Raw genomic sequence first — 20,335 nt, forward strand, 5'->3', positions numbered from 1 at the left:
CCGCTTGATCAGGCCTGCGGAGCCGCATCGAGGTGCCTAGGCAAGGCGATGGAAATCAGCGCAGCGGCCAGCACAAACGCACTGGAAACCCACAGGCAGGCCTCCAGACCATAAGTCTGGAATACCCAGCCCGAGAGTAACGTACCGATCAGTCTCCCCAGCGCGTTGGACATGTAGTAGAAGCCCACATCCAGCGACACGCCATCCTCCTTGGCGTAGCTGACGATCAGGTAGCTGTGCAGCGACGAGTTCACCGCAAACAGCGCGCCAAATACCATCAGCCCACCCAGCAGCACAACCTGGGGCGCCCACCCCGCCGAAAGACCGAGGGCAATAGCCGCAGGTAAGCCAGCCAGCAGTGCCGCCCAAACAAAGGCAGCTCGCCCATCGGGGACATGACCACGTTTTTTCCCGGTGATGTTCGGGGCGAACGACTGCACGATGCCGTAGCCGATCACCCAGGCTGCCAAGAAGCCGCCCACCAGCCAGAAGTCCCAGCCAAACACGGTGCTCAGGTAGACCGGCAAGGCCACCACGAACCACACATCACGGGCACCGAAAAGGAACAACCTGGCCGCGGAGAGGATGTTGATCGCCCGGCTCTTGGAGAGGATGTCGCGAAACTTGGGCTTGGCTTTGGCCTTGCCCAGGTCTTTCTTCAGCAGGAACAGGCTGGCTATCCAGATCAGGGCCAGCACTGCGGCCATCGCCAGCACTGCGCCCGTGAACCCCATCAATGCCAGCAACGCACCGCCTAGGAAGAAGCCAACCCCTTTCAACGCGTTCTTTGAGCCGGTGAGGATCGCCACCCACTTGTAGAGCGTGCCTTGCTGGTTGTCAGGCACCAACAGCTTGATCGAACTCTTAGCGCTCATCTTGTTGAGGTCTTTGGCGATACCCGACATGGCCTGAGCGCCCATCACCCACGGGATGGTCAGCCAGGCGGCGGGCACCGTCAGCATCAGCAAGGCCACAACCTGTAGGCCCAAGCCAATGTTCATGGTGCGATTCAGGCCCAGCCGAGCCCCGAGGTAGCCGCCCACCAAGTTGGTGATAACGCCGAAGATCTCGTAGAACAGGAACAGCGCAGCAATTTGCAGCGGCGTGTAGCCCAACGTATGGAAGTGCAGCACCACCAACATGCGCAACGCGCCATCGGTGAGGGTAAAGGCCCAGTAATTGCCGGTGACCAGCAAGTACTGGCGCACTTCCGGGGAAAGGGCTGACAACGCCTTCATGATCGCTCCCTGTTAACCGGCCAAGCCGACCAGTTTGGCCAGTTCGACAGCACGGTTGGCGTATCCCCACTCGTTGTCATACCAGGCGTAGATCTTCACCTGGGTGTCATTGACCACCATGGTCGACAGTGCATCGATGATCGAAGAACGCGGGTCGGTGCGGTAGTCGATGGAGACCAGGGGACGCACTTCGTAACCGAGGATGTTTTTCAGCGGGCCATCGGCGGCAGCTTTAAGCAGCGCGTTGACCTCATCCACTGAGGTGGCGCGCTCGACCTCGAACACACAGTCGGTGAGCGAGGCGTTGGCCAGCGGTACGCGTACGGCATGCCCATTCAACTTGCCGCGCAGATCGGGGAATATCTCGGCAATCGCGGTAGCCGAACCCGTAGTAGTCGGGATCAGACTCATGCCCGAGGCACGGGCACGACGCAGATCCTTGTGCGGCTGGTCGAGGATGCTCTGGGTGTTGGTCAGGTCGTGAATCGTGGTGATCGAGCCGTGGCGAATGCCCAGGTTCTCGTGGATCACCTTGACCACTGGAGCCAGGCAGTTGGTGGTGCAGGACGCGGCGGTAACGATGCGGTGCTGAGCGGGGTCGAACAAATGCTGGTTGACGCCCATGACCACATTCAGCGCACCTTTCTCCTTGACCGGCGCACACACCACCACACGCTTCACACCCTGATCCAAGTAGGCTTGAAGCACCGCAACGCTCTTCATCTTGCCGCTGGCTTCGATGACCAGATCACAGCCCGACCAGTCGGTGTCAGCAATCGCCTTGTTGGCCGTCACCTTGATGCGCTTACCATCGATCACAACATGCTCGCCTTCGGAGCTGGCTTCGTTGTTCCAGCGGCCATGCACCGAATCGAAGTTGATCAGGTGGGCGTGAGTCGCGGCGTCACCTGCCGGGTCGTTGATCTGCACGAACTCGAACTCTGGCCAGCTCCAGGCCGCACGCAAGGCAAGACGACCGATGCGACCGAAACCGTTGATACCTACTTTGATGCTCATGTTTTTGTTCTCTCGGGGCGGCTAGCAGCGGGCAATTACGACTTGGCGATGTCGAACTGGCTGATGTAGTTGATATGCGCGGGATGCTGAATCGCACGAGGACGCAGCGCCTGCACGTCGCTGACCGCATCGCGGAATGGAACACCGCACTCGATCAGCAGCTGTGCGGCAATCAGCCCAGTACGACCCGAGCCACCCTTGCAGTGAATGGCAATGTTCTTGCCTTCATTGAGCAGTTGCTTGATCCGCTCGCGGTTGGCATCCCAGGCCGCCTGGAATGGTTCGCCGGGTGCCTGATCGTCTTCCACCGGCAGATGGAACCACTCGATGCCACGCTGCTGGCACTGCCCAGGCAGATTCTCGACTTCGTTCTGGGTCAGCTCTTCAGTGGGCATCAGCGTCAGCAAGGCTGAAGCACCAGCCTCTTTGAGGGTGTCCAGCGCCTCAGCGACCGATGTGTCTTTGGTGCCAGGACACGGCGTGAAGATCAGTTGGCCCTTGACCTGCTCGGAGGTCAGCACGGAATACGGATGTTGTTGCACGATCAAAAATCCTTCAGATGGAACGTTGATTAACGCGTTTAGAGAGTTCTTCCGCCGATTCCTTGCGCTCGGAATAGCGGTCAACCAGATAGTCGGAGCGCTCACGCAGCAGCAGGGTGAACTTCACCAGCTCCTCCATCACGTCCACTACGCGGTCATAGAAAGCCGATGGTTTCATCCGGCCTGCTGCGTCGAATTCGAGGTAGGCCTTCGGTACGGACGACTGGTTGGGGATGGTGAACATGCGCATCCAGCGACCCAGCACACGCAGCTGGTTGACCACGTTGAAGGACTGCGAGCCACCACAGACCTGCATCACCGCCAAGGTCTTGCCCTGGGTCGGACGCACCGCGCCAATAGCCAGCGGCACCCAGTCGATCTGCGCCTTGAACACTCCGGTCATTGAGCCGTGGCGCTCTGGCGAGCACCAGACTTGGCCTTCCGACCACTGCATCAGCTCGCGCAGCTCCTGCACCTTGGGATGGCTGTCCGGAGCATCGTCCGGTAGAGGTAGGCCAGAGGGATTGAAAATCCGCGTTTCGGCACCGAAGTGCTCCAGCAGGCGCGCCGCTTCCTCGGTCAGCAAGCGGCTGAAGGAACGTTCGCGGGTCGATCCGTAGAGCAGCAGGATGCGCGGCTTGTGGGTGACTGTAAGCGGGCTGCCGAGCTTGTCTAGAGTGGGCAGATCGACCAATTCAGCATCGAGATTAGGGATGTGTTCTTCAGACATACGACTACTCCTGAACGAGTGTTGCGCGAGGCTGGTCGAACCAGCGGCGCTTGAGCCAGAGGGCTACACCGACCAGAGCAATCAGCACCGGCACTTCAACCAACGGGCCGATCACCGTGGCAAAGGCCACTGGCGAAGCCAGGCCGAAGGTGGCAATGGCCACAGCGATGGCGAGTTCGAAGTTGTTGCTGGCGGCGGTAAAGGCCAGCGCGGTAGTGCGTGGGTAATCAGCCTTCAGCAGCTTGCCCATCCAGAAGCTGATAAAGAACATCACCACGAAGTAGATGGCCAGCGGGATGGCGATGCGCAGCACATCCAGCGGCAGTTGCAGCACCATATCGCCCTTGAGGCTGAACATCGCGACGATAGTCAGCAGCAAAGCGACCAGCGTCAGCGGGCTGATGCGTGGAATGAAGCGATGGTTGAACCACTCTTCGCCTTTGCGGCTGATCAGGATCTTGCGCGTCAGGAAACCAGCCAGGAATGGAATGCCGAGGTAGATCAGCACGGACTCGGCGATGCTGACAAAGCTCACATCGATCACACTGCCCTGTAGCCCGAACAAAGGCGGCAGCAGGCCTAGGAAGATCCAGGCATACACACTAAAAAACAGGATCTGGAAGATGCTGTTGAACGCGACCAGACCAGCGACGTATTGGTTGTTGCCACCTGCAATTTGGTTCCACACCAGCACCATGGCGATGCAGCGCGACAGACCGATAAGAATCAGGCCTGTCATATATTCGGGGTAATCGCGCAGGAAGATCACCGCGAGGGCGAACATCAGTACCGGGCCGATCACCCAGTTCTGGATCAGCGACAGCGCGAGAATGCGCTTGTCCTTGAACACCTCGGGCAGCTCTTCATACCTGACCTTGGCCAACGGCGGGTACATCATCACGATCAGGCCGATGGCGATCGGGATATTGGTCGAACCCACCGACAGGCTGTTGAGCCAGACCGGCAGGCCTTCAAACAGGCTACCCAGGCTGACGCCAATCGCCATGGCGAGAAAGATCCAGAGCGTCAGGTAACGATCCAAAAATGAAAGGCGGCTTTTGCTCATCGTCATGCCTCCAATGTCAGAGCGTGCCGATCAAGGCCAACTCGGCCTTGAGCTGCTCGGCATCCATCTGCTTGAGCGGTAATGCCAGGAAGGCTTCGATACGGGTTCTGATCTGATCCAGGGTGGCGGCAAAAGCGGCTTCGATCTCCTCTTCGCTGCCCTGGTATTCCGACGGATCAGCCAGCCCCCAATGGGCCTTGGTCGCGGGGCCGAAAAACACCGGACAGGCTTCGCCGGCAGCCTTGTCGCAGACCGTGATCACGAAGTCTGGGGCTAGGCCCTCATGAACATCGCTGGATTTGCTGGAGAGTCCTGCGGTCGAGATACCGGCGTTTTGCAGCGTTTTCAGGCTCAATGGATGCACTACACCTTTAGGCTGGCTGCCGGCGCTGTAGGCTTTCATGCCTGCCGGTGCCAAGTGATTGAACACAGCCTCGCAAAGAATGCTGCGGCAACTGTTGGCGGTGCATAGAAACAAAATTTTCATCAGGCTATCTCGTAAAGGCCGAGCGCGACTCAGCAGCAGGCAGCAAGACGTTGCGGGCGGTCGCCCATCACATCGAGGCGTTTGGCATCTGGGCTGAGCCAGTGCTGATTGGCATCCAGAGTGATTTTCAGGATGGCGATCACCCAGTCCGGCAGACTGGGGTGCAGGCGGTAATAGACCCACTGACCTTGCCGGCGATCTTCCAGCAGGCCGCAGTTGCGCAGTTGCGCCAGGTGGCGGGACACCTTCGGCTGGCTTTCATCAAGCGCACAGGTCAGCTCACAGACGCACAACTCATCCTCACGGGTAATGAGCAGCATCAGGCGAACGCGGGTCTCGTCAGCCAGGCATTTGAATACGGTGGTCGGGGTCAGATGGTCTGCCATAGGGTCTCAGCGCTTGGTTTTCTTGGTTTTCACCAACACGAACATCTTGATGCGCTCGTGTATCTCGTGAAGGGTGTGGCGGAATGCGTCGGGCTGTGTGCTGGTCACCGGGTCTTCAAAGTTCCACGCCAGTACCTCGCCAGCACCTGGAAGGGCCTGACACTCCAAAGACGACTTATCGCACAGTGTGATGACGTATTCGAAACGCTCGCCGGCAAACTCATCAATGGACTTGCTGCGCAGTCCCTCGATGTTTACGCCAAGGTGCTCAAGCGCATCCAGGGTGCGCGGATCAACCTCACCAGGCTCAGTGCCGGCGCTGAATGCCTCGAAGCGCTCGGAATCAGTGTGTCGCAGCAGCGCTTCAGCCAGCTGCGAGCGAGCAGCGTTAGCCACACAAACGAACAGCACGCGGGTTTTGTAAGCCATTGCTAAATCTCGAACCGAATATGGTTTCAGGAATATACGTTTTAGCGAATATTCAGTAAAGCGGAAATGACAGTCCAGGGGCTGAGTCACGTACATGAAGGCTTGAATGGCTCATCTTTGCTGGCCAAAGGCAGCAAGCAGGGCGAAGCTTGGAGCTGGAAACACCCTGAAACATCTGGTTAAACGCATATCCATATCTTGTAATCTTTCCGTCATCAGAAGAGCTTTAGGCTTTATCGCATCTCCAACCCAAGCAGGAACCTTGCGATGAAAAAACTGACTTTGACTGCAATGCTGTTGACCAGCCTGTTCGCCACCGCCGCCTTCGCCAGCCAGTATGACAAGCCTGGCTTTGTCACCGAGGTTGAAGATGGCCGCCTGTGGGTATTCCGCGAAGGCTCCAAAGAGCTGGAAGAGTTCAAGAAAACCGGCGAGCCGGCCAAGCAATTCACCGACATCGGTAGCGGTCCGAACGGCATGACGGTTAAAGCCGCTGATGATCAGACGCTGAAGGACTACCTGCAATCGCTGAAGAAGTAATCGGACCAAGAATCCGAGTGTTCAGAAAGGTCATCCATCTGTCGCTCAGTGCCGCCTTCGGGCGGCTTCTTTTTTGCGTCCAGTTAGAGTCGCTCTCAGCCCAGTCCCGTTGCATTGTCAGGGCTAGTGGCGAGCAGTCAACTTCCAACTCCAAAGCCAAGGCCGTGGCGCTTTAGGAGTGCCTGATGCTTACTGTTTGGCCCACTTAACCTACAACCCCACCATGACAGGATCACCGTCCAAACCTTGGACACCGTCTTGTCCGAATAAGGTTTTTTGCAGTCGCTTGGGCGCAGCGTTCTGGCGAACGAATCGGTCAGGGTCGCAAATCAAGCGAGCAGCTTCGGCACCTGTTAGGCACAGAGTTTTCTGTAATATCAAGCGAGTTTGAAACACAGGCGATTGATGAAACTTACTGCGCGTGGAGATAAATCGGTAGGGATCTGGCAAAAAGGCCCAAGTACTGTCCAATCCGGTGTCACGCGGTATGTTTGGCATTGCTGACTCCACCCGTTCTAGCTACGTGTTGCGGATTTCATCCTGCTCTGAAGAATTGTGACCGGCCGGGTAAGCAGATGTTGGATGAACAGGATCAATAAATTGCCCGAAATAATTTCTGGGGTAGTCCTTTTCATGCAATCCAACCTCAGCCTCGCCCAGCTTCCCGGCGCTGTCGTAGAAGGTTCCAAACATCTGATCCCACACAGTTGAAAACTCACCGAAGTTGACCTGAGCGTCTTCGAAGTCGCGCTTATGGTGCCAACGATGGACCTCAGCAACCCCTAGCACATGCCGCAGCCAACCCACGCTGTAGTCCAGGTTCGAATGCTGAAAGGCCAGATGGACGGTTAGGATCCCAAACCACGTTGCGACTACGGCAGACGGAGCTCCAGATATGAGCAAAACCACCAGCCCCGGCCCGGCCATCAACGCCGCATGCAGAGGATGTCGACGTTCTCCGTTCATCCAGTAGAGCCGCTCAGCGCTGTGATGGATCATGTGAAAGCGCCACAGCCAATGCACCCGGTGGCTGATGCGGTGCATCACATACAGGCTCAAGTCGAGCACGGCGGCGACTAGTAGCAATTGCAGCCACAATGGGCTCTCGATCGGAAAGAGCCGAACCGAAGCCGGTACCGCATCGCCTAACTTAGCCAGAAATTCTGCAGTAAATTGAATGACAGACAGGTTCACCAGCATGTGCAGCAGATCCGTCAGGGTGTCCTGATGATCTTCCAGCCAGGCTCGCCGAAAAGGCTGGATGCGCTCCAAGCCAGCAATGAGTAGCAGCCCCGCCGCGGCGACTATGGGTGTGGTGGGCCAATACGGTATACCTGCATACAGCGCCCAAATCATGAAGGAGGCACAGCCGCCAAACACAAGTGGATAGCTCAGCCACCGTATGGCGAATCGCAAGGGAATAGACATCGCTCAGCTCCTGAGTAGGGAGCCATGACTGTATGTGGGAAGGTCCGCTTTCGGCTTGAACGAAAGAGCTACGACCCCTGAAGATCGACTTCAGCCAGGGCGGAGGAAGGATCGATGCCCAGCAGTGCCCGGAATGTCCGGGAGAAATGTGCCGAGTCAGAAAAGCCCGCCTCATGGGCCGCTTCAGTGAGTAGACCCCCTTTGGCTAGGTGCTGTAGGGCTTGTGTGAGACGTAACCATTTCGCATAGCTGCGCAGCGGCAAGCCTGTCTGTTCCACGAACCAATGGGAAAACCGTGTAGGGGATAAATGCACCAACGCGGCCATTTCTTCGCGCCTCATTTGGCCTCTATGCAGCGCTTCAATCACCTTTGTCAAGCGAGGATCTGGAATCGGTGGATCGGGTAGCCGCAGTGCCTGGCGCACCCCCGTCCTAACCTGGAGAGCGGTATGTCCTGTCTCGCGCAGCATATCGATAATCGCTACTACGTCCGCCGGGGCGATCACGACTACCCTTGCTTCTTCGGTACCCCGCATAGTTGGGGCTTCATCGGATAGTGCATCCAGATAGATCGACAGCACTCGACCAGCACTGATCCGGTGTTTCAGGCCCGCGGCGATGAAGATGGCAGCCCCTGTTTGAATGCCCAACGGGGTTTCAACCGATACAGGTGAATCGAGGCCCACTGAAATCTGATGCGCCTGATGGTGGTGCCACTCCTGGTGGCCGGCACGGCCATGAAAGATGCCGATGCCGGGCCCTATCCAGGCCTGGCCTGCCCAGCGTACGGTATCCGTTGAGAGCGAGCCTTTCATTCGTTGACTCGGCCGGCTTCCGCATTTGGGCTTAGCAAACTGCTCAGGATCAACATGGCGGCGCCACCGACGATAGCAATATCCGCCAGGTTAAACGCAGGCCAATGCCAGGACAGCCAGTAAAAATCCAGGTAGTCGATTACATGGCCTCGAAATGCGCGATCAATCAGATTCCCAACTGCCCCGCCCAAGATAAGGCTATAGCCTAGGGCTTCGCTTTTGGCTCTGCGTTTACGCAATATCAGAGCCAGCACGATCGAAACGACCAAAGCTATGACAATGAAGAAGTAACGCTGCCAACCACCCGCGTCAGCCAGGAAGCTGAACGCTGCACCGGTATTCCAGAAGTGAACCAGGTTGAAGAACGGGGTGAGAGGAATCACGGTGCCGACCGGGAGCGAACCCGTAATTGCGCTTTTCAACGCTAGGTCGGCCGAGGCAATGGCTAGCGATAGCATCCACCAGAACCCAGGAGCAACAAGAGGTGATCTAGGAGACGACCTCATTGCATTTCTCCTTGAAGAAGTCGCTGCAGCTCCGGTGAAATAGGCATCGGCGCAAAAGCACTGACCCTGGCGCGCCCGCTGTTTCCGAGCGGCACCCAGATCTTCGAGAACAGCAGGGCCGCCATGATTCGCGGTACTTGGCTGAGCACCTTTCGTAAGTCGCGCAACTGCCAGCCGGCCCTCAGCATCAGCCAATGGCTCTGAGCATGAAGAATAGGCATTCGCTGGCTCAATATGTGGGCTCGCTCCAGCCAGGAGAAAGCCTCGGTTGGCGCCTCTTCATTAAGTGCTTTCCTAGCCTGGAAGAAGGCCTCATCAATGGCAATGCTGAGAGCGGTATTCATCTGGATCTCACTTACGCAGTAGATGCCCGAGTGAACACCCTATAGCTGCTATAGGGTCAAGCGCTATGGGCGATTCAAGACGACGCAAAAATGACTTTATGCCGGATTACGAAAGAGGTTTGTCGCCCCCCAGCAGGCCCGAAAGTATCCCGCAGTCCAGACTTTGTCGTTCGTTATCGCAGCAACCTCGCAACGTCACCAGCTGGTTTTCGAGAGCATGTAAGGATGCGATCTGAGCCCTTACCTGTGCGATATGTCTATCAAGGAGCTCATTGACCGCAACGCAGGGTTGCTGCGGCTGTTCCTGATAGCTCTGCAAAACACCAATTTCTTCCAGTGACATGCCAAAAGAGCGGCATCGGCGAATGAACAGCAGTTTGTCCGCATGGCCTGCTTTATAGGTTCGATAGCCATTGTCCTCGCGTTCGGGCGGTGGAAGCAGTCCCTGACGTTCATAAAAACGAATCGTCTGAGTGTCCACTCCTGTCTGCTGTGCAAGTTGACCGATGCGCATGGTCTGTCCCTTGGTAAAAAAGCCAGTATATCCAGGCTTGACCCTATAGCCACTACATGGTTTTTAATCGGTAGAATCAAGTCCTATAGGAGAGGCGAGTCATGACTTCTTGTGATAAATCCTGTGGCTGTGGCCCTGAGCCGGCAACCACTGAAGCGGCAACCGCGCCTTCGAATGAAGGGACTTGGGTCAGCAGTTTTTCTGTGCCGAAGATGGATTGCCCTTCAGAAGAGCGCATGATTCGGCTCGCGCTCAATGGCTTTCCTGAGCTCAATTCGTTGTCCTTTGATCTGAGCAGCAGACAGGTACGCGCTTTCCATGACGGTCCGGTTGACCAGATCGCGACCAAGCTGGAATCACTTGGTTTAGGGGCAACATTGCTCGGTACTCAACCGGCCAGCCAGGAAGCAGCTTCGGCCAATAGCGCCAGTGAAGAGCTGACTGCTTCCAAGGAGGCCGGCACGCTCAAAATCTTGCTCGGTATCAATGCTGCGATGTTTGTCATCGAGCTGGGCGCAGGCTTGATCGCTCAGTCGACGGGCCTGATCGCCGACTCGCTGGACATGTTTGCTGATGCAGCCGTCTATGGCCTGGCTCTCTTTGCGGTCGGTCGAGCTGCGCGGTTGCAGGTTCGCGCTGCGCACCTGGCGGGTATCTTCCAGATCGTGTTGGCTCTGGGGGTACTCGTGGAGGTGGTTAGACGCTTCATGTATGGCAGCGAACCTGAGTCGATGCTGATGATGGGGATTGGCTTAGTTGCACTCGTCGCGAACGTCAGCTGTCTGTTGATGATCTATGGCCATCGCGAAGGCGGTGCACACATGAAAGCGAGTTGGATTTTTTCGGCCAACGATGTGCTTGCGAATATTGGTGTTATCGCTGCAGGAGCTCTGGTGGCGTGGACAGGCTCTCCCTATCCAGATTTGGTGATTGGTACGGTCGTTGGCCTCATCGTACTGAATGGTGCGCGCCGAATCCTGGCATTGAAAGCCTGATTATCTGGATCGACAGCTACCCCGTGTTCCCGAACGTAGCGAGTGGCCGATTGCCCGAGTAAGAGCCTAGACCGTGATGAAATTAAACGGGAGGGAGAACCCTGTTGCATCGCACACGAGCTGTTCTCTGGCCGGTACAGCTCGGGGCCGTATTGATTGCCATTGATCTCAAAGCTCAGCCTTTTGACTCGGGCTTTCTTAGTGGAGGCAGATAGAAGATGGGTCTCTGCGGCGGAGCTATCAGGATATCTGTAGACTTGATGCTCGTGCCCTTGCGGCGCTTTGTTTTACCGTTCTTGTCGACCGCCAAAAGGTCACCGGTAGCGACAGCGATGTCCAGCGCCTGCTTTACTCGGAGCTCGTCCGCCATAGTGTAATTGGTCAATCCGCTCATCAGCCCAAGGAACGGCTGACGTTCGAGCTCGTAGACCTGTTTGGGCAGAAGTTCCGAGAGCTCGCTACGGATGCGGTCATCAGTCGCATCATCGAAATGATGTTCATCCAACAGAAGATCGGGCTGCCCTGTCACGGCGATATCCCGATTGGCGTCGTATCCGAAGAAGCTTGAAGGTGACAGCATGTGGGAAAAGTTATTGCCGTACTTCCAGTGAATCTTCTTCATGACATCGTTGGCGCGGTAGTTATTCGCCAGATGGATAAACCAGTAGGCCATCGGGTTGTTGCCGGCAGGACGGATGAAGAAGACCGTCATGTACTCCGCGCCGCTTTCCTGCTTGATTCCCTCCGACAGAAAGCGCTGGATGATGTATTGCCAGTTCCGAGGCTGATGCGCCTTCAGTTCTTTCAGCGTGCCCCAGGGCACATGATGATCCAAGCCAATATTAGAAATCGCCTTACGGTTCGCTTGTCGGTCTGCTAGGTACGTGACCAGAAAATCAACGTTGAAGGTGAGCAGAACCTCCGCATTACTGAGATTCTCGAAAATCCATTTGATCCTAGGGAACGGTACGTCGCCGTATCCGTACTGATCCAGCAGAAAAAGAACTCGCTCACCTTTACCGAAGTATTTGAGCTTCTGGGCGATGGTTGGTAATGCCTGGATGAACTCGGCGCTATGCAGGTGCACATCTTGGCCTACTCGAGCGGCATGGCCTCGCGAAGCCAAAACAGCATGCAGACAGGCAATATTCTCGGGTTTCACATCCACAAAGTAGTGCTGCGAACGTATGGGCCGCGGCTTGATGCGTTCCAGGTTGTTGCGCACCTCCGAGGCCTGAATTGCTTCCAGAGCAATCACTGGAGAGCCGAAGTGCTTTCCTCCGGCGCCATCATGGTAAATACCACCGCCGCTAAAGCCATCGACGATGGACAAACCCAGCTCCGGCATCAATTGGTTTCGCATCAGCACATCAATGTAAGTCTGGATGTACTCATCGATGATCTGATGTTTGATCTTGCTGTGCGGATCAATGGTAGGGAAGCTCTGTGCGGCCCAATCCCAACGGTACTTCTCGTCATCCTTGGCCATCTCGTATTCCTTGTGCCGATATTAGGCGAGGTTGAGCAGCGGGATCTCATCCCAGATTTTGCCGTTCAACAGCCGGCCATTGGCTTTCTTCGAACGCTTCACGCCATCAGCGCCCCAGCCGCCCCATTGCTTGAAGAAAAAGGCAGAGCCAGAGGCGTCGCACTGACTATGGATATTGTCTACCCACTCCTGCTTCATCAGTCGGGCCTTTGGGCCAGACTCGCCACCGACAATGACCCAATGAATATCGGTCAAGTCCAGTTCCCCCAAATCCTCCAGCAGTGGCTCCGCAGAGAGGAAGCGAATCGTGGCGTCTACCCGGCGTAAACAGTCAATCCGAGGCACGCCATATTCGCGATCCTCGACCGACACCCCCAGCCACGCATTGGCAGGTGGTGTCCGCTTACTGAAATAGGTGGCCAGGCGTTCGGCACGCTTAGTGAGAATCTGGAAGGTGTGTTGAGAGGCCTTCTGAATTACCTCGAAAACTTGATCGATGTAGTCGTCCGGTACGTGCTCGTGAAATAGGTCGGACATTGAGTTTACAAAGTAGATGGTCGGCTTCTTGCGCAGCAATGGCTCCTGCAATTTCTCCGGCCGTAGGCTCAAGCGAAAGCCGTTTTCGTAGCCGGGCGTTCCCATCGCCTGTAAACGGTGTGCCATGTTCTCGGCGTAGCAGTGTTTGCAGCCAGGCGAAACTTTGGTGCATCCCACTACAGGGTTCCACGTCATTTCCGTCCATTCGATGCTTGTCTGTGTACTCATTGCACAGTCACTCCTGTTCTGCGTCGATGTTAGTGAGAAGCTGGCAGCTCAGTCAAAGTGCCAGTATTAATTTCAAGGGCGGAGTTAGCCGCCAGACCGCCAAAGGAAATAGCAGGATCGATGTAACGCATGGCTGACTTGATATCTTTCCAGCCCACGTAGGTCATCAGGGCTTTTAGATCCCAGCCGTTAGCGGTGGCCCACGTCGCGAAGCCTCGGCGCAACGAATGACTAGTGTATTGCTCGGTCGAGATACCTGCGCCTTGCAGGATTTGGCGCAACAAGCTGATCAGGCTGCCGGGGTGTAGGGCCTCGCTGCCCAGATGCCCCCAACGATCCAGGCGACAGAACACTGCGCCGCGGGCGATGCCGGCGACACTGATCCAGTCGAGATAGGCCTGTACTGGGCAGAGGCGTTTCAGGGCCGGTGCGTAATGGGTCGTGCCGAGGTTTTCCCGGTCACCCTTGCTCTGCGGCAGGAATAGTCGCATGCCAGCACCGGCTTCGGCCTGGATATGCTCGACCTGCAGTCTACAGAGTTCGTCGCTGCGAAAACCCCGCCAGAAGCCGATCAATAGCAGCGCCACATCGCGCCGGCACCGCAGCAGGCTTGCCAAATTGCCAGACTGCTGAGCCCGTTCGGCTTCCTGGTTCAACCACTGAACCGCCTGTTCCAGATGCAGCAACTGCAACGGGGCAGCCTGTTTGGTTTGTGCCGGATGCAAGGTGCGGATGCCTTTGAGCACCTGACGCACCGTGGGGGTCTTAGTCGGATCAGGGAACCCTTGGGTGATATGCCACTGGGCCAGCGCGGCTAGACGCTGCTTCAGCGTACTTAGACTCAGGGTGTCGGCGTAGTCCACCAGGTAGCGCACGATGCTGTCGCCGGTCGCCGGCAGGAAACCGCCCCAGGACACCTCGAAGTGCTCGACAGCCTGCTGATAGCTGCGGCGAGTGTTTTCCCGCGTACCGGCTTGCAGATAACGCTCGACGTCTTTCATCGTTCGAAACGCCCTTTGTGTACTGGAAAACGGCAGGTAAGCGACCGCTTGTGCCGATCTAATTGAATAAGCCTCCATTATTTTATCTGATTTATTTGCTTCTAACTGGCTTTACATCAATCAAATTTAATATGTAAATACATGGTATGTAATCCACTACGAAATCGTAGGAGCAGACCATGGCCCGTGGCGGCATCAACAAGGCGCTGGTTCAGAAGGCACGGCAGGCCATCCTGGCGCGGGGCGAGAACCCCAGCATCGACGCGGTACGGGTCGAACTGGGCAATACCGGCTCGAAAACCACCATTCATCGCTACCTGAAAGAACTCGAAGACGCAGACCACGGCCGGAATGCGACTGCAATGCCGCTCAGCGAACAGCTGGCCAACCTAGTGGCCCAGTTGGCGGATCAGCTCAAGGAGGAAGCAAAGGCCGACGTAGCTCAGGAGCGCGAGCAACTGGCACTCGAACGGCTCGATTACCAGAACCAGGCCCGGCTGGCCGAAAGCCGTGTCCAGCAGTTGGAAGGTCAGTGCGCTGGGTTCACGGAGCAGCTCCAAGCCGCCCAGCAAGCACTGCAGCAGGAGCAGCAGCACCGCCAGCAGTCCGATATAGAGAATGCCCGCCTGCAGCAAGCCAACCACGACCACGAAGCGCGCCTGCGGGACCGCGAAGAGCAGATTCGCTCGTTGGAAGATAAGCATCAACATGCTCGCGATGCCCTGGAGCACTATCGCCAGGCCAACAAGGAACAGCGAGAGCAGGAGCAGCGCCGGCACGAGTCGCAGGTGCAGCAGTTGCAGTTGGAAGTACGTCAGTTGCAGCAGACGTTAATCGTCAAGCAGGACGAGCTGACCCAACTGAATCGCGACAACGCGCGCCTTCTCACCGAAGCAAGGCAGTTGCACAGGGACCAGCAGGCCCAGCAACGTCTGCTGGATCAGAAAGCTCAGGTTCTGGAAGCTCTGCAGAGCCAGTTCAGCGCGTCAGAAGCCGTCAAGTTGGTCCTGGAGCAACGCAATCAGAATCTACAGAGCGAACTGGACAGCTTGAGCAAGGCCAAGGTCAGGCAAGAGCCTCCTCGGCAGTCGCGCAGAGCCCAGCGCGCAACCGCGGCAGTAGATAAATCGACTCCGCCAGCAAAAAAGCAAAGCTGACTGAAACGACTAGGCCGGCAAACCGCGCGGATCACTCGCCTCGTGGCGCGGAGGCCAGTTGCGACTGTTAATCCAGGATCGTTCAGGTTGGTTTAAGTTCGGACAACTTCGGTAGCAGGTAAGCAGGGTCACAGGCAAGCTGGCGTGCAATTCGATATAGCTTCTCTACGGTGATGCTTACTTCACCCCGCTCGATCCGCCCCATGTAGCTGCGGTCGATGCTGCAGGCCAGCGCCAGGGCATCCTGAGAAATCCGGCAGGCCTTTCTCTGCGCTCGGATGCGTTCGCCCAACGCTTTCGCCAACTTATCCATGACCGTCTCAATTCCGCTGAGACGGCAATATCATGCGTTTACGGACGCACGAGCCACGGATTATAATCCGTATTTTTCGCGCTATCTTCTCTGGTGCCGCAATGAAATCAGCCTCGTTCATCTTCGACAGGCGGCTGTATGAGCTGCTTCAGGAGGAAGGCCGCACACGGTTCACAATTCGTGAACTGCGCGATGCCTACGCCAAGCACCTGGATGGCATGACCTATCGCATCGGTGATGTACGCCGCTATGTGTATGAACAGATGCGCCGGATGTTACGCATAGGTTGGTTAGTGCATGACGAAGAGCGCCGCGTACGGGGGCAGGTCTACCACCTGCTGCCTACCCCAGCACATCTTCAACTTGAGCTGATCGACAACGGTTTTGAAAACAGTCTTATGTCTGCAGGGGGGGCTGAGCAGGACACAGCCGTACGCGACGTGGAAGCTCTGCCGCTTCAATCTTCAGCCAATACGGATCAGCAGCTGGAGGCACTCCATAAGGAGATCCGTCTGGATTTCCTTTCTTCAATGGGTGAGGCAGAGCGATTCAAGTTGCTTCTGGATGAGATGCCACATTTGCGGGGCAAGGTTGAAGGCGATTATCTGGAAGCCAGGGATCGCAGCTCTCGCCTCTTGGGGCATCTGCGCGCCATCGAAAAGACCCTCAAAACGCTCGCTGCACCACGATGAGCAGCTCGCTACGCAGCTGGCAGAACAGCTGCATCACTCGGGCGTTGGAGCACTTTACCGTCACGCCGCATTTCTTCTGCCAGGCAACGCCGGGAGCCGGAAAGACGCGCATGGCTGCAGAACTGGCCAGCCGACTGCTTGAGCAGGACAGAATCGATTTGGTGCTGTGCTTTGCGCCGTCCTGCCAGGTCGTGGAGGGTTTTCGTTCGACCTTTGCGGCTGTGCTAGGCAGGCGTCTCGACGGCCGGATAGGTGCCGCGGGTGCGGCTTATACCTATCAGGCCATGGAATACCGTGATGAGGGATTCTGGCAGCTGCTTTATGACTACCGGGTGTTCGTGGTCTTCGATGAGATCCACCATTGCGCCGGCCACGATCCGCTGCTCAGTAATGCCTGGGGGCAGCAGATACTGCATCGGATACAGGATCGGGCTGCCTTCACGTTGGCCCTGTCTGGCACGCCCTGGCGTTCGGACGATAAGGCCATCGCATTGGCTCGTTACTCTTCGCCCGAGGGGCATTTGATCTGTGATTACCGTTATGGCTTGAAAGATGCCATTGCCGACGACGTGTGCCGATCACCTCGCATAGTGTTGCTCGACAATCAGAAGGTGAAACTTACGGAAGAGCTTGGCGCGGATAGCTCCGTGAGGCTGTTTCCCAGCATCGCCAAGCTCTTAGGGGAGTCACCTGTCACCTATGAGGAACTTCTGCGTCATGACGAGGTGATCAATCCAATCCTCGATCTTGGCTGCAGCAAGCTGAACGAGCTACGCCAGATCAAACCTGATGCCGCTGGTTTGGTGGTGGCCACCGACATCGAACACGCCCAGCAAGTTGCACTGGCTCTAGAAGCAATGGGTGAAGAGTGCCGCATCGTGACCAACAAAACCCCGGATGCGCAGCAAGTGATCAATGCATTCCGGAGCAGCGCCTGCCGCTGGATTGTGGCCGTCGGAATGATCAGCGAAGGCACCGACATTCCCCGCCTGCAAGTGTGCTGCTATCTCAGCCGTATCCGCACCGAACTGCACTACCGGCAAGTACTGGGGCGAGTGCTGCGGCGCACAGGTGAGTCCGACGACCAGGCATGGTTATTCATGTTGGCGGAGCCAACGCTTCAGGGTTTTGCGGAGCGAATTTCGGATGACCTGCCTGATGACCTGGCAGTTTTGAGCGATGTGCAGATGCCTGGTTTTACTCCAGGCTCCAGGCCTGAGCCGGTGGGCACTTTGGGTCATGTCGACGGTTTCGACGGTGCGGGGTTAGGTGGTGCAGAATCGGGAATTGGATCGCAGCCTACGAACATGATTTCGCTGGGCGGCTTTGCAATTGAGCCCGCTTACCAGGTCAGCTTTTCCCAGCATTATCGGCAGCAGCTACTGGCTTGTTTTTGATGCTCAGCCAGTCGAGGCTGATCCAATGATGTTGGTGTTCATGAATCCATAACCAGCCGTCGTGTGGAACGTAATCGTGAGGTGTGCATGGAGAGTAAGTCGCAGGCACTGGTCGATGTGGTTGAGGATGTGATCTGCGACGTGTGCCGCTCTGGAACGAGTATCCCCGGCTATGCCCCCCAATACGGCAAGCTTGAAGCCCAATGGGGATATGGCTCCCAGCATGATGGGGAGCACTACCGGATTCATCTCTGTGAGCCCTGCTTTTTCAGGGTGCTGAGCGGGTTGCGTCGGGAGCGTATGGTCAATGGCATGTTCGATGATGAGCAGCCTTTTGCTTCTGAAGATTTTGGTCTGGTCAGCAAAGACAACTACTGGGGAAAGAACTGGTTGTAGGGTTGAAAAGCCATCAGCCGCACCACGACGAATCGCGGACAAATTAGGGGTAAGCGCGCGGCTTGCCCGTTCTGGTCTCGTAGATTGGAATAACTGAATAAGGAGGTAGCCGCTTTGACCCTGCCGCATGAAAGAACCCGGAGTGTCGTCAATACCGAAGCTTTTCTCCGCGACCTCTCTCGCAACACCGAGCTACCTGATGACATTCGCAGCTATGCGAAAAGCCTGCTTAGACACTACCCGTCCGCCGATCAAGTTTTCTCGCTAGGGCGCCTCGAAGAGTGCCTAGTAAACGACGCTCAAGATGATGAATATCGGCGAAGGGTGATTGCGTTCCATCAGCCGTTTTTCAGTTCGTCGTTAGACTTCACGCTATAGGCGTGAACGCCACGATGCTCAGCACTGATTTAGCCCAGTCGGTATCCGCCCGGATTGCGCAACGAGTCAAGCGCCTACCTAAAGGGCAGCCGTTCAGCATTAGCCATTTCACAGGGTTTGGAACGAAAAACGCCGTATCCAAAGCAATAGCTCGACTGGTCAACCGAGGCGAGCTCGAACGGGTGTATCGTGGGATTTATATGCGACCAAAACCCGGACTTTACGTTGCGAGGGCTCGTCCCAATCTCTGGGAATTGATCAGCGTAATTGCCAGGCAGAAGCACCTGTCTTTACAGATCCATGGTGCCAATGCCGTCAGGAGGTTTGGGCTCAGTACCCAGATGCCGCTCATTCCAATCTATTACACCAACGGAGCCAGCCGTTCAGTATTCATAGGTAAAGCTGAAGTCCGACTGATACATGCGGCCCCGATGGTGATGCAGCATGCCGGGACTGAGGCGGGGATGGCTATCAGTGCACTGTTTTATCTCGGCAAAGAAGGCGCTACTCCAGAATGTACTGCTGCGATTAAGAAAGCGCTTAGGCCTGACGACTTAATCAAATTGATGACCAGTAAAATACCGAAGTGGATGCTAATTGCGTTGGATTGCTAGCACGCCATCCTCACATGTCGGCCGCCAATGACGAGAAATTTATTTCCTTCAGAGCTACTTACATTTCAGGGGTCAAACCTGCAACAAAGCCATCAAAACGCGTCTGGCTTGAGTGTGGAAGCCGACCAATCCTAGACAGAAGATAATCATAATCGCCAATAGAACTATAATTTGCACATGTAAACCCTAGTTCTAGGTTGCTGAGACCGAAATAAGGAAACAAATCATCCACCATGCAATCAAGACGCCCAACCTCTTCATCAGAGAGAATCCCAAGCACCTTACCAGCTAAAATTACCCCACAAATCCTTTGATTTATATCAACCTCATTAACGCCATTCTCAAGCAACCAAGAATAATCTTTTCGATAACGCCCTAGTCTCAGCTTAAAAGCAAACGTAAACGACCAAGACAGGCCGCCTGAATTATGGAGGCTGGGAGCCTGTGTCAATAACTCAAAAACAAGATCAAAGTATGCAGTTGAGGCAGCATCAGCACCCGCACTATCCACCCTCGCCTCTTCGCTAGAGCCATACCACTCAAATACTTGGATAGCAAGATCATAAAGAGCTTCCTGCAGACTCTCGCTCTCCCACAGATTATAGTTTCTAGTACCTTGATATTGATGGTAGGGGTATTGCGAAAACTCAGAGAATGCTCGCCAACCTCTACCAATAGGATCACAGTTAAACCTAATACTCGACAACTTTTTCTCATGGAACGAACAGAATACGCAAACGGCACTGCACCAGCTCCGCCGCCAACATGGAAGAATATTATTTTTAATGTCATCTATTATACAATCTTGACAGTAAAATCGACGGCTTTGCCATGACAAGAGCTTGCCAGGCTTCTTATCAAAGAATCGCAAATAGTCATCCTCAGCGAGATTCAACCTCGATATAACATCCTGGACATAGCTAGAGCCGATGTCAAAATCCGGATCCTCATAAACTAATTCACCATGCCTATCACACTCACCCTTTACACTGACTCCTTCCAATGAGAACTTCACCCAAGGAAACTTTATCATGCATCTATATATCCAGGATGAAAAGCACTCGTCCACGCTGGCGGGGCATAAATTTAGGAGGCG

The 20,335-nt window shown here is 55.8% G+C and carries 26 protein-coding genes; 8 read left to right on the forward strand and 18 right to left on the reverse strand.

Annotated features, from left to right (window positions below; translation table 11 throughout):
* Positions 1-8: 8 nt before the first annotated feature.
* Genes arsJ through ACYJSS_RS18035 form a run of 8 tightly spaced genes read right to left on the reverse strand, consistent with a single transcriptional unit; the run spans position 9 to position 5,895 of the window.
* Complete coding sequence (gene arsJ, locus ACYJSS_RS18000; protein WP_134293819.1) at positions 9-1,238, reverse strand: organoarsenical effux MFS transporter ArsJ; 1,230 nt, start codon at positions 1,236-1,238, stop codon at positions 9-11.
* A gap of 12 nt (positions 1,239-1,250) precedes the next feature.
* The gene (locus ACYJSS_RS18005; protein WP_134293820.1) at positions 1,251-2,255 is read right to left on the reverse strand and encodes an ArsJ-associated glyceraldehyde-3-phosphate dehydrogenase; all 1,005 of its coding nucleotides are present in this window, start codon (positions 2,253-2,255) and stop codon (positions 1,251-1,253) included.
* Positions 2,256-2,290: 35 nt separating this feature from the next.
* A complete protein-coding gene (locus ACYJSS_RS18010; RefSeq protein ID WP_236204893.1) occupies positions 2,291-2,797 on the reverse strand; it encodes a cyclin-dependent kinase inhibitor 3 family protein in 507 nt (168 codons plus the stop codon).
* Between the two features lie 13 nt (positions 2,798-2,810).
* Complete coding sequence (gene arsH, locus ACYJSS_RS18015; protein ID WP_134293822.1) at positions 2,811-3,527, reverse strand: arsenical resistance protein ArsH; 717 nt, start codon at positions 3,525-3,527, stop codon at positions 2,811-2,813.
* Positions 3,528-3,531: 4 nt separating this feature from the next.
* The gene (gene arsB, locus ACYJSS_RS18020) at positions 3,532-4,593 is read right to left on the reverse strand and encodes an ACR3 family arsenite efflux transporter (protein WP_134293823.1); all 1,062 of its coding nucleotides are present in this window, start codon (positions 4,591-4,593) and stop codon (positions 3,532-3,534) included.
* 16 nt (positions 4,594-4,609) lie between these two features.
* Positions 4,610-5,080: an arsenate reductase ArsC gene (locus ACYJSS_RS18025; protein ID WP_134293824.1), complete on the reverse strand. Its 471-nt coding sequence runs from the start codon at positions 5,078-5,080 to the stop codon at positions 4,610-4,612.
* Positions 5,081-5,109: 29 nt separating this feature from the next.
* Entirely contained in the window at positions 5,110-5,466 is a 357-nt protein-coding gene (locus ACYJSS_RS18030; protein WP_034073049.1) for a metalloregulator ArsR/SmtB family transcription factor, read from the reverse strand.
* A gap of 6 nt (positions 5,467-5,472) precedes the next feature.
* Positions 5,473-5,895: an arsenate reductase ArsC gene (locus ACYJSS_RS18035; RefSeq protein ID WP_236204892.1), complete on the reverse strand. Its 423-nt coding sequence runs from the start codon at positions 5,893-5,895 to the stop codon at positions 5,473-5,475.
* A 267-nt stretch (positions 5,896-6,162) separates the two neighbouring features.
* Here ACYJSS_RS18035 and ACYJSS_RS18040 point away from each other — a divergent pair, with 267 nt between their 5' ends.
* A complete protein-coding gene (locus ACYJSS_RS18040; protein WP_058019645.1) occupies positions 6,163-6,435 on the forward strand; it encodes a hypothetical protein in 273 nt (90 codons plus the stop codon).
* Positions 6,436-6,954: 519 nt separating this feature from the next.
* On the opposite strand, the gene ACYJSS_RS18045 is transcribed toward ACYJSS_RS18040, so the two are convergent.
* From ACYJSS_RS18045 to cadR, 5 genes are all read right to left on the reverse strand, one after another.
* Positions 6,955-7,863 carry a sterol desaturase family protein gene (locus tag ACYJSS_RS18045; RefSeq protein WP_023083085.1) on the reverse strand — a complete coding sequence of 303 codons (909 nt, stop codon included), beginning with the start codon at positions 7,861-7,863 and terminating at the stop codon, positions 6,955-6,957.
* Positions 7,864-7,931: 68 nt separating this feature from the next.
* Positions 7,932-8,678, reverse strand: coding sequence for a helix-turn-helix transcriptional regulator (locus ACYJSS_RS18050; RefSeq protein WP_023083084.1), 747 nt, complete (start codon positions 8,676-8,678; stop codon positions 7,932-7,934).
* A complete protein-coding gene (gene lspA, locus ACYJSS_RS18055; protein ID WP_023083083.1) occupies positions 8,675-9,184 on the reverse strand; it encodes a signal peptidase II in 510 nt (169 codons plus the stop codon). The genes ACYJSS_RS18050 and lspA overlap by 4 nt, the downstream gene beginning before the upstream one ends.
* Entirely contained in the window at positions 9,181-9,528 is a 348-nt protein-coding gene (locus ACYJSS_RS18060) for a DUF3703 domain-containing protein (RefSeq protein WP_044727165.1), read from the reverse strand. The genes lspA and ACYJSS_RS18060 overlap by 4 nt, the downstream gene beginning before the upstream one ends.
* A 106-nt stretch (positions 9,529-9,634) precedes the next feature.
* On the reverse strand, positions 9,635-10,042 hold the full coding sequence (cadR, locus tag ACYJSS_RS18065) for a Cd(II)/Pb(II)-responsive transcriptional regulator (protein ID WP_044727166.1): 408 nt from the start codon (positions 10,040-10,042) through the stop codon (positions 9,635-9,637).
* A gap of 101 nt (positions 10,043-10,143) precedes the next feature.
* Here cadR and ACYJSS_RS18070 point away from each other — a divergent pair, with 101 nt between their 5' ends.
* Positions 10,144-11,037: a cation transporter gene (locus ACYJSS_RS18070; RefSeq protein ID WP_175384247.1), complete on the forward strand. Its 894-nt coding sequence runs from the start codon at positions 10,144-10,146 to the stop codon at positions 11,035-11,037.
* Positions 11,038-11,212: 175 nt separating this feature from the next.
* Here ACYJSS_RS18070 and ACYJSS_RS18075 read toward each other — a convergent pair whose 3' ends face one another.
* From ACYJSS_RS18075 to ACYJSS_RS18085, 3 genes are read right to left on the reverse strand one after another with little or no spacing between them, the layout of a single operon-like run.
* On the reverse strand, positions 11,213-12,526 hold the full coding sequence (locus tag ACYJSS_RS18075) for a three-Cys-motif partner protein TcmP (protein ID WP_044727168.1): 1,314 nt from the start codon (positions 12,524-12,526) through the stop codon (positions 11,213-11,215).
* A 21-nt stretch (positions 12,527-12,547) separates the two neighbouring features.
* The gene (locus tag ACYJSS_RS18080; protein ID WP_044727169.1) at positions 12,548-13,291 is read right to left on the reverse strand and encodes a phage Gp37/Gp68 family protein; all 744 of its coding nucleotides are present in this window, start codon (positions 13,289-13,291) and stop codon (positions 12,548-12,550) included.
* A gap of 29 nt (positions 13,292-13,320) precedes the next feature.
* Positions 13,321-14,292, reverse strand: coding sequence for a site-specific integrase (locus tag ACYJSS_RS18085; protein WP_044727170.1), 972 nt, complete (start codon positions 14,290-14,292; stop codon positions 13,321-13,323).
* 179 nt (positions 14,293-14,471) lie between these two features.
* Here ACYJSS_RS18085 and ACYJSS_RS18090 point away from each other — a divergent pair, with 179 nt between their 5' ends.
* Positions 14,472-15,449, forward strand: coding sequence for a DNA-binding protein (locus ACYJSS_RS18090; protein ID WP_236204891.1), 978 nt, complete (start codon positions 14,472-14,474; stop codon positions 15,447-15,449).
* An 82-nt stretch (positions 15,450-15,531) separates the two neighbouring features.
* Here ACYJSS_RS18090 and ACYJSS_RS18095 read toward each other — a convergent pair whose 3' ends face one another.
* On the reverse strand, positions 15,532-15,762 hold the full coding sequence (locus ACYJSS_RS18095) for a helix-turn-helix domain-containing protein (protein ID WP_048329181.1): 231 nt from the start codon (positions 15,760-15,762) through the stop codon (positions 15,532-15,534).
* Positions 15,763-15,863: 101 nt separating this feature from the next.
* On the opposite strand from ACYJSS_RS18095, the gene ACYJSS_RS18100 reads away from it, so the two are divergent.
* From ACYJSS_RS18100 to ACYJSS_RS18120, 5 genes are all read left to right on the forward strand, one after another.
* Positions 15,864-16,454 carry a hypothetical protein gene (locus ACYJSS_RS18100; protein WP_106732287.1) on the forward strand — a complete coding sequence of 197 codons (591 nt, stop codon included), beginning with the start codon at positions 15,864-15,866 and terminating at the stop codon, positions 16,452-16,454.
* Positions 16,451-17,851 carry a DEAD/DEAH box helicase gene (locus ACYJSS_RS18105; protein ID WP_084929462.1) on the forward strand — a complete coding sequence of 467 codons (1,401 nt, stop codon included), beginning with the start codon at positions 16,451-16,453 and terminating at the stop codon, positions 17,849-17,851. The genes ACYJSS_RS18100 and ACYJSS_RS18105 overlap by 4 nt, the downstream gene beginning before the upstream one ends.
* 87 nt (positions 17,852-17,938) lie before the next feature.
* Entirely contained in the window at positions 17,939-18,247 is a 309-nt protein-coding gene (locus tag ACYJSS_RS18110) for a hypothetical protein (RefSeq protein ID WP_084929463.1), read from the forward strand.
* A 114-nt stretch (positions 18,248-18,361) separates the two neighbouring features.
* Entirely contained in the window at positions 18,362-18,625 is a 264-nt protein-coding gene (locus tag ACYJSS_RS18115) for a BPSL0761 family protein (protein ID WP_084929464.1), read from the forward strand.
* A gap of 14 nt (positions 18,626-18,639) precedes the next feature.
* On the forward strand, positions 18,640-19,239 hold the full coding sequence (locus ACYJSS_RS18120; protein ID WP_236204890.1) for a DUF6088 family protein: 600 nt from the start codon (positions 18,640-18,642) through the stop codon (positions 19,237-19,239).
* A 58-nt stretch (positions 19,240-19,297) separates the two neighbouring features.
* On the opposite strand, the gene ACYJSS_RS18125 is transcribed toward ACYJSS_RS18120, so the two are convergent.
* Entirely contained in the window at positions 19,298-20,272 is a 975-nt protein-coding gene (locus ACYJSS_RS18125; RefSeq protein WP_143478396.1) for a hypothetical protein, read from the reverse strand.
* Between the last annotated feature and the right edge of the window lie 63 nt (positions 20,273-20,335).

The sequence above is a fragment of the Pseudomonas sp. No.21 genome, assembly GCF_054558415.1.

What these genes read in the sequence shown, in the direction of transcription:
- arsJ (WP_134293819.1), bottom strand. Translation starts at nt 1,238, where the DNA reads ATGAAGGCGTTGTCAGCCCTTTCCCCGGAAGTGCGCCAGTACTTGCTG.
- ACYJSS_RS18005 (WP_134293820.1), bottom strand. Translation starts at nt 2,255, where the DNA reads ATGAGCATCAAAGTAGGTATCAACGGTTTCGGTCGCATCGGTCGTCTT.
- arsH (WP_134293822.1), bottom strand. Translation starts at nt 3,527, where the DNA reads ATGTCTGAAGAACACATCCCTAATCTCGATGCTGAATTGGTCGATCTG.
- arsB (WP_134293823.1), bottom strand. Translation starts at nt 4,593, where the DNA reads ATGAGCAAAAGCCGCCTTTCATTTTTGGATCGTTACCTGACGCTCTGG.
- ACYJSS_RS18025 (WP_134293824.1), bottom strand. Translation starts at nt 5,080, where the DNA reads ATGAAAATTTTGTTTCTATGCACCGCCAACAGTTGCCGCAGCATTCTT.
- ACYJSS_RS18030 (WP_034073049.1), bottom strand. Translation starts at nt 5,466, where the DNA reads ATGGCAGACCATCTGACCCCGACCACCGTATTCAAATGCCTGGCTGAC.
- ACYJSS_RS18035 (WP_236204892.1), bottom strand. Translation starts at nt 5,895, where the DNA reads ATGGCTTACAAAACCCGCGTGCTGTTCGTTTGTGTGGCTAACGCTGCT.
- ACYJSS_RS18040 (WP_058019645.1), top strand. Translation starts at nt 6,163, where the DNA reads ATGAAAAAACTGACTTTGACTGCAATGCTGTTGACCAGCCTGTTCGCC.
- ACYJSS_RS18045 (WP_023083085.1), bottom strand. Translation starts at nt 7,863, where the DNA reads ATGTCTATTCCCTTGCGATTCGCCATACGGTGGCTGAGCTATCCACTT.
- ACYJSS_RS18050 (WP_023083084.1), bottom strand. Translation starts at nt 8,678, where the DNA reads ATGAAAGGCTCGCTCTCAACGGATACCGTACGCTGGGCAGGCCAGGCC.
- lspA (WP_023083083.1), bottom strand. Translation starts at nt 9,184, where the DNA reads ATGAGGTCGTCTCCTAGATCACCTCTTGTTGCTCCTGGGTTCTGGTGG.
- ACYJSS_RS18060 (WP_044727165.1), bottom strand. Translation starts at nt 9,528, where the DNA reads ATGAATACCGCTCTCAGCATTGCCATTGATGAGGCCTTCTTCCAGGCT.
- cadR (WP_044727166.1), bottom strand. Translation starts at nt 10,042, where the DNA reads ATGCGCATCGGTCAACTTGCACAGCAGACAGGAGTGGACACTCAGACG.
- ACYJSS_RS18070 (WP_175384247.1), top strand. Translation starts at nt 10,144, where the DNA reads ATGACTTCTTGTGATAAATCCTGTGGCTGTGGCCCTGAGCCGGCAACC.
- ACYJSS_RS18075 (WP_044727168.1), bottom strand. Translation starts at nt 12,526, where the DNA reads ATGGCCAAGGATGACGAGAAGTACCGTTGGGATTGGGCCGCACAGAGC.
- ACYJSS_RS18080 (WP_044727169.1), bottom strand. Translation starts at nt 13,291, where the DNA reads ATGAGTACACAGACAAGCATCGAATGGACGGAAATGACGTGGAACCCT.
- ACYJSS_RS18085 (WP_044727170.1), bottom strand. Translation starts at nt 14,292, where the DNA reads ATGAAAGACGTCGAGCGTTATCTGCAAGCCGGTACGCGGGAAAACACT.
- ACYJSS_RS18090 (WP_236204891.1), top strand. Translation starts at nt 14,472, where the DNA reads ATGGCCCGTGGCGGCATCAACAAGGCGCTGGTTCAGAAGGCACGGCAG.
- ACYJSS_RS18095 (WP_048329181.1), bottom strand. Translation starts at nt 15,762, where the DNA reads ATGGATAAGTTGGCGAAAGCGTTGGGCGAACGCATCCGAGCGCAGAGA.
- ACYJSS_RS18100 (WP_106732287.1), top strand. Translation starts at nt 15,864, where the DNA reads ATGAAATCAGCCTCGTTCATCTTCGACAGGCGGCTGTATGAGCTGCTT.
- ACYJSS_RS18105 (WP_084929462.1), top strand. Translation starts at nt 16,451, where the DNA reads ATGAGCAGCTCGCTACGCAGCTGGCAGAACAGCTGCATCACTCGGGCG.
- ACYJSS_RS18110 (WP_084929463.1), top strand. Translation starts at nt 17,939, where the DNA reads ATGGAGAGTAAGTCGCAGGCACTGGTCGATGTGGTTGAGGATGTGATC.
- ACYJSS_RS18120 (WP_236204890.1), top strand. Translation starts at nt 18,640, where the DNA reads ATGCTCAGCACTGATTTAGCCCAGTCGGTATCCGCCCGGATTGCGCAA.
- ACYJSS_RS18125 (WP_143478396.1), bottom strand. Translation starts at nt 20,272, where the DNA reads ATGATAAAGTTTCCTTGGGTGAAGTTCTCATTGGAAGGAGTCAGTGTA.